Below are 14,084 nucleotides of genomic sequence, written 5' to 3' on the forward strand. Positions count from 1 at the left end.
CACAACGTCACATTGCAATTTCTGCAACGTCAACATCGAGGGCTGCGCCATTGGATTTACGCGATCTGAAAACCTTCCTGCATCTGGCGGAAAGCCGCCATTTTGGCCGCAGCGCGCGGGCGATGCACGTTAGCCCATCCACGCTCTCACGGCAGATTCAGCGCCTGGAAGAAGATCTTGGTCAGCCGCTATTTGTGCGCGATAACCGCACGGTAACGCTGACGGAAGCGGGCGAAGAGCTGCGCGTTTTCGCCCAGCAAACGCTGTTGCAGTATCAGCAATTGCGCCACACCATCGATCAGCAAGGGCCGTCGCTCTCTGGCGAATTACATATCTTCTGCTCGGTGACCGCTGCCTACAGCCATCTGCCGCCGATTCTGGATCGCTTCCGCGCGGAACACCCGTCGGTGGAGATCAAACTCACCACTGGTGATGCGGCAGATGCAATGGAAAAAGTGGTCACGGGAGAAGCGGATCTGGCGATTGCCGGGAAACCGGAGACGCTACCCGGCGCTGTGGCGTTTTCGATGCTGGAGAATCTGGCAGTAGTGCTGATTGCCCCCGCGCTGCCCTGCCCGGTGCGTAATCAGGTATCTGTCGAAAAGCCCGACTGGTCAACGGTGCCGTTTATTATGGCCGATCAGGGGCCGGTACGCCGCCGCATTGAACTGTGGTTTCGACGCAATAAAATCAGCAACCCGATGATTTACGCCACGGTTGGCGGGCATGAAGCGATGGTATCGATGGTGGCGCTCGGCTGTGGTGTGGCGCTGTTGCCGGAAGTGGTGCTGGAAAACAGCCCGGAGCCTGTACGCAACCGGGTAATGATTTTAGATCGCAGCGATGAGAAAACGCCGTTTGAACTGGGCGTGTGTGCACAAAAAAAGCGGCTGCATGAGCCGCTGATTGAGGCGTTCTGGAGGATTTTGCCGAACCACAAATGACGTTGTCGCGCGGGTAGGCCTGATAAGCGAAGCGCTATCAGGCATTTTTCCCTAACCCGCCAAAAAGAACCTGAACGCCGGATTATTGGTTTCGTCGTGGCAATCGTAGCCCAGCTCATTTAGCCGGGTTTCGAAATCCGGTTCATGGTCGCCGAGTTCGAACGCCGCCAGTACGCGCCCGTAGTCGGTGCCATGGCTGCGATAGTGGAACAAAGAAATGTTCCAGTGCGTACCCAGCGTGTTGAGGAAGCGCAGCAGCGCGCCCGGTGATTCCGGGAATTCGAAGCTGTAGAGGCGTTCCTGCAACGGATGTGACGGACGCCCGCCGACCATATAGCGCACATGCAACTTCGCCATTTCGTCGTCGGAGAGATCCACCACGCTGTAGCCGCCGTCGTTGAGCATCTGCAAAATTTCTTTGCGCTCTTCGAGGCCGCGGCTCAGGCGCACGCCGACAAAGATGCAGGCGTTTTTGGCATCGGCAAAACGGTAGTTGAACTCGGTGACCGATCGCCCGCCAAGCAGTTGGCAGAATTTGAGGAAGCTGCCTTTTTCTTCCGGAATGGTCACCGCCAACAACGCTTCACGCTGTTCGCCCAGTTCGCAGCGTTCCGAGACGTAGCGCAGGCCGTGGAAGTTCACGTTGGCACCGGAAAGAATATGCGCCAGGCGTTCGCCGCGAATGTTGTGCTGAGCGATATATTTTTTCATTCCCGCCAGCGCCAACGCGCCAGAGGGTTCCGCCACTGCGCGCACATCTTCGAATAAATCCTTCATCGCCGCACAGATCGCATCACTATCGACGGTGATGATGTCGTCGAGATACTCCTGGCATAAACGGAAGGTTTCGTCGCCGATGCGTTTTACCGCGACACCTTCGGCGAACAGTCCCACGCGCGGCAGATCAACCGGATGACCCGCATCCAGCGCTGCTTTCAGGCAGGCGGAGTCTTCCGCTTCTACGGCGATCACTTTGATTTGTGGCATCAGTTGTTTGATCAGCACCGCAACGCCCGCCGCCAGACCGCCGCCGCCGACTGGCACAAATACGCGGTCGAGATGGGCGTCCTGCTGGAGCAGTTCCAGCGCCAGCGTGCCTTGCCCGGCAATCACCATCGGATGGTCGAACGGCGGCACCCAGGTGAACCCCTGCTGCTGTGACAGTTCGATCGCTTTAGCTTTCGCTTCGTCAAAGTTCGCGCCATGAAGCAGCACTTCGCCGCCGAATCCACGTACCGCATCGACTTTGATGTCGGCGGTGGCGGTTGGCATAACGATCAGGGCCTTCACGCCTAACCGCGCAGAAGAAAACGCGACGCCCTGCGCGTGGTTACCCGCAGAAGCAGTGATCACGCCGTGCGCTTTTTGTTCTTCCGTCAGGCCCGCCATCATGGCGTATGCGCCGCGCAGCTTAAAGCTGTGCACTGGCTGGCGATCTTCGCGCTTCACCAGAATGACGTTATCAAGACGCGACGACAGTTTTTCCATTTTTTGTAGCAGCGTAACCTGCGCCGCCTCGTAAACCGGCGCGCGCAGCACTGCTCTTAAATATTCGGCACCTTCCGGAGCACCGGACAGGGGTTGCGAGTCAGCCATTATTAACCCCCCAGTTTCGATTTATCGCGCACCGCACCTTTGTCGGCGCTGGTTGCCAGGCTGGCGTAGGCGCGCAGGGCAAAGGAAACCTGACGTTCACGGTTTTTCGGCGTCCAGGCTTTGTCACCCCGAGCTTCCTGCGCTTCACGACGCGCCGCCAGTTCGGCATCGCTTACCTGTAACTGAATGCCACGGTTCGGGATGTCGATAGCGATCAGGTCACCATCTTCAATCAGACCAATGCTGCCGCCGCTTGCCGCTTCCGGTGAGACGTGGCCGATGGAAAGACCAGAGGTGCCGCCAGAGAAACGACCGTCGGTGATCAGCGCACAGGCTTTACCGAGACCCATTGATTTCAGGAAGCTGGTTGGGTAGAGCATTTCCTGCATGCCAGGGCCGCCTTTCGGGCCTTCATAGCGGATCACCACCACATCGCCCGCGACAACTTTGCCACCGAGGATCGCTTCTACCGCGTCGTCCTGGCTTTCGTACACTTTCGCCGGGCCGGTGAATTTGAGGATGCTGTCATCGACGCCCGCTGTTTTCACGATGCAGCCGTTTTCAGCAAAATTACCGTAGAGCACCGCCAGGCCGCCGTCTTTGCTGTAGGCGTGTTCCAGCGAGCGGATACAGCCGTTTGCGCGATCGTCATCGAGAGAATCCCAACGGCAATCCTGCGAGAATGCCTGTGTAGTACGAATGCCCGCAGGGCCTGCGCGGAACATATTTTTTACCGCGTCATCCTGGGTCAGCATAACGTCGTATTGTTCCAGAGTTTGCGGCAACGTCAGGCCAAGTACGTTTTTCACATCACGGTTCAGTAACCCCGCGCGATCCAGTTCACCGAGAATACCGATAACACCACCAGCACGGTGAACATCTTCCATATGGTATTTTTGGGTGCTCGGCGCAACTTTGCATAACTGCGGGACTTTACGCGAAAGTTTGTCGATATCACTCATGGTGAAGTCGATTTCCGCTTCCTGCGCCGCCGCCAGCAGGTGAAGTACCGTGTTGGTAGAGCCGCCCATCGCGATATCCAGCGTCATGGCATTTTCAAACGCCGCTTTGCTAGCAATATTGCGCGGCAGTGCACTTTCGTCGTTTTGCTCGTAGTAACGTTTGGTCAATTCAACAATGCGTTTACCGGCATTGAGGAACAACTGCTTACGGTCCGCGTGGGTTGCCAGCAGCGAGCCGTTGCCTGGCTGCGACAAACCCAGCGCTTCGGTCAGGCAGTTCATTGAGTTAGCGGTAAACATCCCGGAGCAGGAACCGCAGGTTGGGCAGGCGGAACGTTCAACCTGATCGCTCTGGGAGTCAGAAACTTTCGGGTCTGCGCCCTGGATCATCGCATCAACCAGATCGAGCTTGATGATCTGCTCGGACAGTTTGGTTTTCCCGGCTTCCATCGGGCCGCCGGAAACAAAGATCACCGGAATATTCAGGCGCAGGGAAGCCATCAGCATCCCCGGGGTGATTTTGTCGCAGTTAGAGATGCAGACCATGGCGTCGGCGCAGTGGGCGTTGACCATATACTCAACGGAATCAGCGATCAGTTCGCGAGATGGCAGTGAATAAAGCATCCCCCCGTGGCCCATAGCAATCCCATCATCCACCGCAATGGTGTTGAACTCTTTGGCAACGCCGCCAGCCGCTTCAATTTGTTCGGCGACCAGTTTACCGAGATCGCGCAGATGGACGTGACCCGGTACAAATTGGGTGAACGAGTTCACAACCGCGATAATCGGCTTGCCAAAATCGGCATCGGTCATTCCGGTGGCGCGCCACAGCGCACGAGCACCCGCCATATTACGACCATGAGTGGTGGTGGCGGAACGGTACTTAGGCATACTTTATTTACTCCCAGTGTCTGTCTCGTAAATGGGACGGTAAGTGCCGTCCCATTTTTTGTATTTATTGATTAACTTGATCTAACCAGCCCCATTTATCTTCGGTTTCGCCAGTGAAGAGGCCGAAGAAGGCTTGCTGAATGCATTTGGTAACCGGGCCGCAACGGCCTTCACCCACCTGAATACCGTCTACACTGCGCACTGGCGTGATTTCTGCCGCCGTACCGGACATAAACACTTCATCCGCCAGGTACAGGGATTCGCGCGACAGCACCTGCTCACGCACTTCAATTCCCAGCTCTTTCGCCAGTTTGATGATGGCATCACGGGTAATACCCGGCAGCGCGGATGAGGTAAACGGTGGGGTGAACAGCACGCCGTCTTTCACTTCAAACAGGTTTTCACCTGCGCCTTCAGAGATGTAACCGTTCACATCCAGCGCGATACCTTCCTGATAACCGTGGCGGCGCGCTTCGCTACCCACCAGCAGGGAAGAGAGGTAGTTACCACCGGCTTTTGCCGCCGTCGGGATGGTGTTTGGTGCTGCGCGGTTCCAGGAGGAAACCATCGCATCGATCCCCTGCTCCAGCGCTTCTGCGCCCAGATACGCTCCCCACGGGAAAGCAGCGATAATCACGTCGGTTGAGTATCCCGCTGGCGGGTTTACTCCCATGCCAACATCACCGACGAAGATCAGCGGACGGATATAGGCGCTGGTGAGATTATTTTTGCGGATCACGTCACGACAAGCTTCCATCAGCTCATCAATGCTCTGCGAAACCGGGAAGCGATAGATTTTGGCGGAGTCATGCAGACGCTGCATATGCTCACGATGGCGGAATACAACCGGTCCTTTGTGCGAGTCGTAGCAACGGATGCCTTCAAAAACCGAAGTGCCATAGTGCAGCGCGTGCGACATCACATGCACCTTCGCGTCTTCCCAGCGAACCATCTCCCCATTGAACCAAATGTAATCAGCTTTCTTCGTGGTCATTTTTATATTCCTTTTGCGCTCAGGCGCGGATTTGTTGTGATGTGGTTGTGCTCTGGCAGATGGCAACGTGTGCGACGTCCACCAGTTTATTTAACTGACTAAACAGTAAGTCGACCGACCGTGGGCTGGCAACGGTCAATTCGATATTTATATTTTGTGCATCGCTGGCGGCGGCCATATTCATTGAGCAGACGTGGAAACCACGATGACGCACCACGCGTAAAACACGTTCTAAGGTTTCTGGATTGAAGCGAGCCGATACATTGACCTGATGTTGCATCATGATAATTTCTCCAACATTTCTGAATTACTGGCGCCAGGCGGCACCAGCGGCCAGACGTTCTCAAGTTCGTCGATTGAGACATGAAGCAGGTATGGCCCATCACTGTTCAGCATGGTGTCGAGTGCCGCTTCAACCTGGTCTTTACGGGTGATGTGTTGGCCAGGGATGCCGAAGGCGCTGGCTAACATGAGGAAATCGGGGTTATCAGTAAGGGTGGTTTCGCTGTATCGTTCCTGAAAAAACAGTTGCTGCCATTGTCGAACCATCCCTAACCGTTGGTTATCGAGTAAGACGATTTTCAACGGTAACTGCTTGCGTTTTACGGTGCCCAGCTCTTGCACATTCATCATGAAAGAGCCGTCACCGGAGATACAGACAACGGTATCGTTCGGTCGCGCGACTTGTGCGCCAACCGCCGCCGGTAAACCAAAACCCATGGTACCTAAGCCGCTGGAGGTGATGAAATTTTCCGGGCGAGTGTGGGCGATGTGCTGCGCAGCCCACATCTGGTGCTGCCCCACATCTGTGGTCACGACGCAATCCGCAGGTTTACGATCCGACAGTTGTTTTAACAACAACGGCGCGTAGATAGCGTCACCGGGATGGTCGTAACGCCAGGAATGTTCATCACGCAGCTGCGCGCAGTATTGCTGCCAGTCATTGATATTTAACGGCTGCTGTAATGCTGGTAACAGAGCATTTAAATCACCCTGTAATGCCACATGTGCCTGACGCAGCTTGTTCATTTCTGCCGGGTCGATATCCATATGGATAACACTGGCGTGTGGTGCGAAAGTATTCAGTTTGCCGGTCACCCGGTCATCAAAACGTGCGCCCACGGCGATCAGCAGGTCACACTCCTGCACCGCGAAGTTTGCCGCTTTGATGCCGTGCATCCCCAGCATGCCCAGATAGTACGGATAATCTGCTTCTACTGCGCCCAGCCCTTTCAGCGTACAGGTGGCAGGCATTTTTGTGGCAGCGAGAAATTCACGCAAAGCCGGAACTGCCTGCGCCATACCCACGCCACCGCCAACGTACAGCATCGGTTTTTGCGCTTTTGCCAGCATCTGGCGCGCTTGCTCAACTTCGGCATGTGGGAAAGTCACTTCGTTTTCAACGGTGGTGAACCACGGTTCCAGGTCACCGCTGGCTAACTGGATATCTTTTGGGATATCGACCAGAACCGGACCAGGACGACCTGAGCAGGCAACGTCGAATGCTTCAGCCATGATGCGCGGCAACTCTTCCAGCGACTGCACCAGAAAGCTGTGCTTGGTACAGGCTAACGACAATCCTAGGACATCCACTTCCTGAAATGCGTCAGTGCCGATAAACGGTGCGGACACTTGACCGGTGATGGCAACAACAGGGATGGAATCTAACAGTGCGTCCGCAAGCCCGGTTATCAGGTTGGTTGCGCCCGGACCAGACGTGGCGATACATACGCCAGTTTTGCCGGTAGCACGGGCATAACCGATAGCCGCCATTGCCGCACCCTGCTCATGTCGGCATAGCAAGTGCTCCACGCCGCCGTCATACAATGCATCGTAAACCGGCATAATTGCGCCACCCGGATAACCGAAAACGGTGTTCACACCCTGTGCCCGCAACGCATGTACCACCCACTGTGCGCCATTCATAGTTAGTTCCCCGTCCTGAATCTTGAGAAACAGAATTTTGTGCTGTTATTCATTGTCTGCTCCTCGGTTATGTTTTTAAGGTCAAAAAAAACCCCCGGACCTTTCGGTGCGGGGGTCTTAGTTCGTTAAGGCTTGATCTCTAAGCCTTTCCTCGTCCAAGTGCAGCCCCGCACGGTGGGATAATAATCACCACCACGCTAATCACGACTAGGCTAATCACTCGTAGAAGGGCTGTCATTTTGTCTTTTCTTGCATCTTGTTCGAAGGAATGCCTAAAGAGTTACCATAGATTTTGCGAATAGCACAAGATATTTTTGGGCCTATTTTTATGATAGCTTTAATAATTTCAATAGAAGTTGTTGTTTTTTAAAAAGAAAATAGTGAGTGGAAAAAATTCAATTTCAGTATAAATGTTGTTCCCTTCCTCGTAGTTCATCCTTTGTCCGCTGCATTTTTGCGAGCATCATTCCACCGCCAGAACAACTCAACTTCACTTGCACAAATAAACAGGAATCAGCCACTAAAATTCACGAATTAGCGGGCTACAGCAGCGATATCTTATGCACATAATGGTGACTCAAGGAGGGCTTATGTCACTGTCAATTGTTCATACCCGCGCAGCCCTGGGAGTAAATGCGCCCCCGATCACTGTTGAGGTACATATCAGTAAAGGTCTACCCGGCTTAACGATGGTGGGCTTACCAGAAACAACTGTAAAAGAAGCTCGCGATCGCGTGCGCAGCGCCATTATCAATAGCGGATATGAATATCCGGCGAAAAAAATCACCATCAACCTTGCTCCAGCCGATCTGCCAAAAGAAGGGGGACGATATGATTTACCTATCGCCATTGCGTTGCTGGCGGCCTCAGAACAGCTTACAGCCAATAAGTTAGATGAATATGAATTAGTCGGAGAACTGGCTCTTACAGGCGCTCTGCGTGGCGTTCCCGGTGCAATCTCCAGTGCAACTGAAGCTATTAAGTCGGGCAGAAAAATTATCGTCGCGAAAGATAACGAAGATGAAGTGGGGCTAATTAACGGTGAAGGATGCCTGATAGCCGATCATCTGCAAGCTGTCTGTGCGTTTCTGGAAGGTAAGCACGCTCTCGAACGCCCGAAACCAACTGATGCAGTATCCCGGGCGCTACAACATGATCTCAGTGATGTTGTCGGTCAGGAACAAGGAAAGCGAGGACTGGAAATTACCGCCGCTGGCAGGCACAACCTTTTACTGATTGGGCCGCCGGGAACAGGTAAAACAATGCTCGCCAGCCGTATTAATGGCCTGTTGCCAGATTTAAGCAATGAAGAGGCACTGGAGAGCGCTGCGATATTAAGTCTGGTAAATGCTGAATCAGTACAAAAACAATGGCGGCAGCGCCCGTTCCGCTCACCTCATCACAGTGCGTCGTTAACTGCGATGGTGGGCGGTGGTGCAATTCCAGGGCCAGGTGAAATTTCGTTGGCGCATAACGGCGTGCTGGTAATGACTCCAACTTATTGATAGTGTTTTATGTTCAGATAATGCCCGATGACTTTGTCATGCAGCTCCACCGATTTTGAGAACGACAGCGACTTCCGTCCCAGCCGTGCCAGGTGCTGCCTCAAATTCAGGTTATGCCGCTCAATTCGCTGCGTATATCGCTTGCTGATTACGTGCAGCTTTCCCTTCAGGCGGGATTCATACAGCGGCCAGCCATCCGTCATCCATATCACCACGTCAAAGGGTGACAGCAGGCTCATAAGACGCCCCAGCGTCGCCATAGTGCGTTCACCGAATACGTGCGCAACAACCGTCTTCCGGAGACTGTCATACGCGTAAAACAGCCAGCGCTGGCGCGATTTAGCCCCGACATAGCCCCACTGTTCGTCCATTTCCGCGCAGACGATGACGTCACTGCCCGGCTGTATGCGCGAGGTTACCGACTGCGGCCTGAGTTTTTTAAGTGACGTAAAATCGTGTTGAGGCCAACGCCCATAATGCGTGCAGTTGCCCGGCATCCAACGCCATTCATGGCCATATCAATGATTTTCTGGTGCGTACCGGGTTGAGAAGCGGTGTAAGTGAACTGCAGTTGCCATGTTTTACGGCAGTGAGAGCAGAGATAGCGCTGATGTCCGGCAGTGCTTTTGCCGTTACGCACCACCCCGTCAGTAGCTGAACAGGAGGGACAGCTGATAGAAACAGAAGCCACTGGAGCACCTCAAAAACACCATCATACACTAAATCAGTAAGTTGGCAGCATCACCCGGCGTGCTTTTTCTTGATGAGCTACCTGAATTTGAACGGCGTACACTGGATGCCTTGCGAGAGCCGATTGAATCCGGGCAGATCCATCTTTCACGCACACGAGCAAAAATAACCTATCCAGCCCGTTTCCAGCTTGTTGCGGCGATGAATCCCAGCCCTACCGGACATTATCAGGGAAACCATAACCGCTGCACGCCAGAACAGACATTACGTTATCTCAACCGGCTCTCGGGGCCCTTTCTCGACCGCTGTCAGCGCCAGTGATATAAGACGGTAATTCGCCATTTGGATTGTCCGCTCCACCCAACATGTTGTTTCCTTAAGGTTCTCACACCAGAAAGGACATCAACATGCTGAGCAGAGAGGACTTTTACATGATAAAGCAAATGCGCCAGCAGGGCGCGTACATCGTCGATATTGCGACTCAGATTGGTTGCTCTGAACGGACGGTCAGACGCTACCTCAAATACCCTGAACCGCCAGCCAGAAAGACCCGCCACAAAATGGTTAAGCTGAAACCGTTTATGGATTACATCGACATGCGCCTGGCAGAGAATGTCTGGAATAGCGAGGTTATCTTCGCGGAGATTAAGGCAATGGGTTATACGGGCGGACGTTCCATGCTGCGTTACTACATCCAGCCCAAACGTAAAATGCGTCCGTCAAAAAGAACAGTTCGCTTCGAAACTCAGCCTGGATACCAGCTCCAGCATGACTGGGGCGAAGTTGAGGTGGAGGTTGCCGGGCAACGGTGCAAAGTTAACTTTGCGGTTAATACGCTGGGGTTCTCCCGCAGCTTCCATGTCTTCGCCGCACCAAAACAGGATGCTGAGCATACCTACGAATCACTGGTTCGCGCCTTCCGCTACTTCGGTGGTTGTGTGAAAACGGTGCTGGTTGATAACCAGAAGGCTGCGGTGCTGAAGAATAACAACGGGAAAGTCGTGTTCAACTCCGGATTCCTGTTGCTGGCTGACCACTATAACTTCCTGCCACGGGCATGCCGTCCACGCAGGGCCAGAACAAAAGGTAAGGTTGAGCGGATGGTGAAATACCTCAAGGAGAACTTCTTCGTCCGGTACCGCAGGTTCGACAGCTTCACTCATGTCAATCAACAACTGGAGCAATGGATAGCCGATGTGGCTGACAAACGGGAGCTTCGCCAGTTCAAAGAAACGCCGGAACAGCGCTTCGCGCTGGAGCAGGAACATCTGCAGCCGTTACCGGATACAGACTTCGATACCAGTTACTTCGATATCCGCCATGTGTCCTGGGACAGCTATATCGAGGTTGGTGGTAATCGTTACAGCGTTCCCGAAGCGCTGTGTGGTCAGCCGGTATCGATACGAATATCGCTGGATGACGAGTTGCGGATCTACAGTAATGAGAAACTGGTGGCCTCACATCGCCTCTGTTCAGCATCGTCTGGCTGGCAGACAGTGCCGGAGCATCACGCCCCGCTCTGGCAGCAGGTCAGTCAGGTGGAACATCGACCACTGAGTGCCTATGAGGAGCTGTTGTGATGCATGAACTGGAAGTCCTGCTGAGTCGCCTGAAAATGGAGCATCTGAGTTATCACGTTGAAAGCCTGCTGGAACAGGCAGCTAAAAAAGAGCTGAACTACCGGGAGTTCCTGTGCATGGCGCTACAGCAGGAATGGAACGGCAGGCATCAGCGCGGTATGGAGTCCAGGCTGAAGCAGGCTCGTCTGCCGTGGGTCAAAACGCTGGAGCAGTTCGACTTTACCTTCCAGCCGGGCATCGACCGTAAGGTTGTCCGGGAACTGGCTGGTCTGGCGTTCGTGGAGCGCAGCGAAAACGTGATCCTGCTGGGCCCTCCTGGTGTCGGAAAAACTCATCTGGCCATAGCTCTTGGCGTGAAAGCGGTGGATGCGGGACATCGGGTACTGTTTATGCCACTGGACAGACTGATCGCGACACTGATGAAAGCGAAACAGGAAAACCGGCTGGAGCGTCAGCTACAGCAACTGAGTTATGCCCGGGTGTTGATCCTGGATGAAATAGGCTATCTGCCGATGAACAGAGAGGAAGCCAGTCTGTTCTTCCGGCTACTGAACCGTCGATATGAAAAAGCGAGCATCATACTGACGTCAAACAAAGGGTTCGCAGACTGGGGAGAAATGTTCGGAGATCACGTACTGGCAACAGCGATCCTGGATCGGCTGCTACATCACTCAACCACGCTGAATATCAAAGGAGAGAGTTACCGGTTAAAAGAGAAACGTAAAGCTGGAGTGCTGACCAAAAACACAACGCCAATCAGTGATGATGAAATGGTGGAAAGCGGACAGCATCAGTAACGAAAGTATTTAGCGGGCATGAAAATGGCAAATAACGGTCAAACATCGTGGCGTTGACACCGCTTCGATCTCTCACTGGAGATCCCATTACCACCCCCCGGCATTTTGAGTAAAACGGTAGTGCCGGGAGAAAGCAGCGCCACCGTTAAACAACGCGTAATGGCCGCCAGAGAGCGCCAATTTAAGCGGCAGAATAAACTGAATGCCTGGCTGGATAGTCCGGAAATACGCCAATTCTGCAAACTTGAGAGCGAAGATGCGATGTGGTTGGAAGGAACACTGATCCATCTGGGGTTATCGATTCGTGCCTGGCAGCGGTTATTGAAAGTTGCACGAACCATTGCTGATATTGATCAGTCTGACATTATCACACGTCAGCATTTGCAGGAGGCAGTTAGCTATCGTGCGATTGACCGTTTGCTCATCCATCTGCAAAAACTACTGACATAAAAAAAGGGCATTTCGCCCTTTTTATTAATCATCAGAATCGGTGTAGTCTTCAGCACCTTCAACCTGCGGTTTACCGCCGGAAAGGGTGTGAAAACGTTTTGGACGCTTAATACGCGTCATATACTTGGACCACACGCGTTCTGCTTCTGTCACTGGCTCACGTTCGCCACGGCATACTGCTACGAAGAGTTTCTCTTCCTCGGTAACCGGCTCGCGTTTGCCAAGATCCAACTCATTGAAGGCATAACCATGACGCTCAAGCAGTTGTGCCTCTTTGATGGTGAAATCACCATGACGAGAGAATCCACGTGGATAATGTTTATTGTCGAAATATCGATTAGTCGTCGTAAAGCTTTCCGCCATCCTGCACGCTCCTAATTCTTTGACCGAGCTAGTTATGGCGCGGAGTATTAGTTACGCTTGACAGAGTGTAAAACAAAACATTTAAATCATAACGACAAATAATTTTGCGGAGAGCACTGTGGATACGGAATTGTTAAAAACTTTCCTGGAAGTTAGCCGAACGCGTCACTTTGGTCGAGCGGCTGAATCGCTCTATCTGACCCAGTCAGCAGTGAGCTTTCGAATCAGGCAACTGGAAAATCAACTGGGTGTGAACCTTTTCACCCGCCACAGAAACAATATCCGTTTAACCGCTGCCGGTGAAAAACTACTGCCTTATGCAGAAACGCTCATGAGCACCTGGCAGGCCGCCCGCAAGGAGGTGGCGCATACCTCACGACATAACGAGTTTTCTATCGGTGCCAGCGCCTCGTTGTGGGAATGTATGCTTAATCAGTGGTTGGGACGCTTGTATCAAAATCAGGATGCCCATACAGGCTTACAGTTCGAAGCGCGAATTGCCCAACGGCAGTCTCTGGTAAAACAGCTGCATGAACGCCAGCTTGATCTTCTTATTACCACTGAAGCGCCCAAAATGGACGAATTTAGTAGTCAGTTGCTGGGGTATTTCACTTTAGCGCTTTATACCAGTGCCCCTTCTAAACTAAAGGGAGATCTTAACTATCTGCGACTGGAGTGGGGGCCAGATTTTCAACAGCATGAGGCAGGTTTGATCGGTGCTGACGAAGTTCCCATTCTGACAACCAGTTCTGCTGAACTGGCACAGCAACAGATTGCGATGCTTAATGGTTGCACCTGGCTACCCGTTAGCTGGGCGCGTAAAAAAGGCGGCCTGCATACCGTTGTCGATAGCACAACACTTTCACGGCCGCTTTATGCCATATGGCTGCAAAATAGCGATAAAAATGCGTTGATTCGCGATCTTTTGAAAATTAACGTGCTGGATGAAGTGTATTAATCTGAATGGCTGGCAAGGATGCCGGTAGAAGGATTTACTTCGGAGAGGATTATTTCAGATAAAAAAAATCCTTAGCTTTCGCTAAGGATGATTTCTGGCAGGGGCGGAGAGACTCGAACTCCCAACACCCGGTTTTGGAGACCGGTGCTCTACCAATTGAACTACGCCCCTAATTAGGGTGGCGGAACGGACGGGACTCGAACCCGCGACCCCCTGCGTGACAGGCAGGTATTCTAACCGACTGAACTACCGCTCCACCGAATTCTTTTACAACCACCGGTTTTATGACCGGCTTACTGCTTAATTTGATGCCTGGCAGTTCCCTACTCTCGCATGGGGAGACCCCACACTACCATCGGCGCTACGGCGTTTCACTTCTGAGTTCGGCATGGGGTCAGGTGGGACCACCGCGCTACGGCCGCCAGGCA

13 protein-coding genes, 2 tRNA genes, 1 rRNA gene and 3 pseudogenes are annotated in these 14,084 nt (G+C 53.2%); 7 read left to right on the forward strand and 12 right to left on the reverse strand.

What is annotated here, in order from left to right; all coding sequences use genetic code 11:
- The first annotated feature begins 50 nt into the window (after positions 1-50).
- Complete coding sequence (ilvY, locus tag C1P89_RS19390) at positions 51-944, forward strand: HTH-type transcriptional activator IlvY (protein WP_000365788.1); 894 nt, start codon at positions 51-53, stop codon at positions 942-944.
- A gap of 51 nt (positions 945-995) precedes the next feature.
- On the opposite strand, the gene ilvA is transcribed toward ilvY, so the two are convergent.
- The 7 genes from ilvA to ilvL all read right to left on the reverse strand — a co-directional run bounded on the left by ilvA (position 996) and on the right by ilvL (position 7,551).
- Positions 996-2,540 carry a threonine ammonia-lyase, biosynthetic gene (gene ilvA, locus C1P89_RS19395; protein ID WP_000785591.1) on the reverse strand — a complete coding sequence of 515 codons (1,545 nt, stop codon included), beginning with the start codon at positions 2,538-2,540 and terminating at the stop codon, positions 996-998.
- Positions 2,541-2,542: 2 nt separating this feature from the next.
- The gene (ilvD, locus tag C1P89_RS19400) at positions 2,543-4,393 is read right to left on the reverse strand and encodes a dihydroxy-acid dehydratase (protein WP_001127421.1); all 1,851 of its coding nucleotides are present in this window, start codon (positions 4,391-4,393) and stop codon (positions 2,543-2,545) included.
- Between the two features lie 64 nt (positions 4,394-4,457).
- Positions 4,458-5,387, reverse strand: a complete 930-nt coding sequence (gene ilvE / locus C1P89_RS19405) for a branched-chain-amino-acid transaminase (protein WP_000208518.1) — start codon at positions 5,385-5,387, stop codon at positions 4,458-4,460.
- Positions 5,388-5,406: 19 nt separating this feature from the next.
- Complete coding sequence (gene ilvM, locus C1P89_RS19410) at positions 5,407-5,670, reverse strand: acetolactate synthase 2 small subunit (protein ID WP_000983255.1); 264 nt, start codon at positions 5,668-5,670, stop codon at positions 5,407-5,409.
- A complete protein-coding gene (ilvG, locus tag C1P89_RS19415; protein ID WP_001012605.1) occupies positions 5,667-7,313 on the reverse strand; it encodes an acetolactate synthase 2 catalytic subunit in 1,647 nt (548 codons plus the stop codon). Before ilvG ends, ilvM begins: the two co-directional genes overlap by 4 nt.
- Before the next feature lie 2 nt (positions 7,314-7,315).
- A complete protein-coding gene (ilvX, locus tag C1P89_RS19420; protein WP_001387183.1) occupies positions 7,316-7,366 on the reverse strand; it encodes a peptide IlvX in 51 nt (16 codons plus the stop codon).
- An 86-nt stretch (positions 7,367-7,452) separates the two neighbouring features.
- On the reverse strand, positions 7,453-7,551 hold the full coding sequence (gene ilvL, locus C1P89_RS19425; protein ID WP_001311244.1) for an ilv operon leader peptide: 99 nt from the start codon (positions 7,549-7,551) through the stop codon (positions 7,453-7,455).
- Between the two features lie 352 nt (positions 7,552-7,903).
- On the opposite strand from ilvL, the pseudogene C1P89_RS19430 reads away from it, so the two are divergent.
- Positions 7,904-8,803: pseudogene (locus tag C1P89_RS19430) on the forward strand (YifB family Mg chelatase-like AAA ATPase); the annotation flags it as partial.
- 8 nt (positions 8,804-8,811) lie between these two features.
- Here C1P89_RS19430 and C1P89_RS19435 read toward each other — a convergent pair.
- Positions 8,812-9,509, reverse strand: a protein-coding gene (locus C1P89_RS19435) for an IS1-like element IS1A family transposase (RefSeq protein WP_094096600.1) whose coding sequence is annotated in 2 segments (ribosomal slippage) — positions 8,812-9,260 and positions 9,260-9,509 — 699 coding nt in all. Because the reading frame shifts where the segments join, the coding sequence is not laid out codon by codon here.
- Positions 9,510-9,556: 47 nt separating this feature from the next.
- On the opposite strand from C1P89_RS19435, the pseudogene C1P89_RS19440 reads away from it, so the two are divergent.
- The 4 genes and pseudogenes from C1P89_RS19440 to C1P89_RS19455 form a co-directional block, all read left to right on the forward strand.
- Positions 9,557-9,814, forward strand: a pseudogene (locus C1P89_RS19440) (ATP-binding protein); the annotation flags it as partial.
- A gap of 101 nt (positions 9,815-9,915) precedes the next feature.
- Positions 9,916-11,088 carry an IS21-like element IS21 family transposase gene (gene istA / locus C1P89_RS19445; RefSeq protein ID WP_000952382.1) on the forward strand — a complete coding sequence of 391 codons (1,173 nt, stop codon included), beginning with the start codon at positions 9,916-9,918 and terminating at the stop codon, positions 11,086-11,088.
- Positions 11,088-11,885: an IS21-like element IS21 family helper ATPase IstB gene (gene istB / locus C1P89_RS19450; protein WP_000544828.1), complete on the forward strand. Its 798-nt coding sequence runs from the start codon at positions 11,088-11,090 to the stop codon at positions 11,883-11,885. The genes istA and istB overlap by 1 nt, the downstream gene beginning before the upstream one ends.
- 60 nt (positions 11,886-11,945) lie before the next feature.
- Positions 11,946-12,335 (forward strand): annotated as a pseudogene (locus tag C1P89_RS19455) (magnesium chelatase subunit ChlI family protein); the annotation flags it as partial.
- A gap of 24 nt (positions 12,336-12,359) precedes the next feature.
- Here the strand turns inward: C1P89_RS19455 and maoP are convergent.
- A complete protein-coding gene (gene maoP, locus C1P89_RS19460; RefSeq protein WP_000841001.1) occupies positions 12,360-12,698 on the reverse strand; it encodes a macrodomain Ori organization protein MaoP in 339 nt (112 codons plus the stop codon).
- Between the two features lie 118 nt (positions 12,699-12,816).
- Between maoP and hdfR the strand changes: the two genes are divergently transcribed.
- Positions 12,817-13,656: an HTH-type transcriptional regulator HdfR gene (gene hdfR / locus C1P89_RS19465; protein ID WP_000379245.1), complete on the forward strand. Its 840-nt coding sequence runs from the start codon at positions 12,817-12,819 to the stop codon at positions 13,654-13,656.
- A gap of 95 nt (positions 13,657-13,751) precedes the next feature.
- Here the strand turns inward: hdfR and C1P89_RS19470 are convergent.
- The 3 genes from C1P89_RS19470 to rrf all read right to left on the reverse strand — a co-directional run bounded on the left by C1P89_RS19470 (position 13,752) and on the right by rrf (position 14,082).
- A tRNA-Trp gene (locus C1P89_RS19470) sits at positions 13,752-13,827 on the reverse strand.
- A gap of 8 nt (positions 13,828-13,835) precedes the next feature.
- Positions 13,836-13,912: transfer RNA gene (locus tag C1P89_RS19475), tRNA-Asp, on the reverse strand.
- 54 nt (positions 13,913-13,966) lie between these two features.
- Positions 13,967-14,082, reverse strand: a 5S ribosomal RNA gene (gene rrf, locus C1P89_RS19480).
- Positions 14,083-14,084 lie beyond the last annotated feature (2 nt).

The organism is Shigella sonnei, assembly GCF_002950395.1.
Taxonomy (GTDB): Bacteria; Pseudomonadota; Gammaproteobacteria; order Enterobacterales; family Enterobacteriaceae; genus ECMA0423.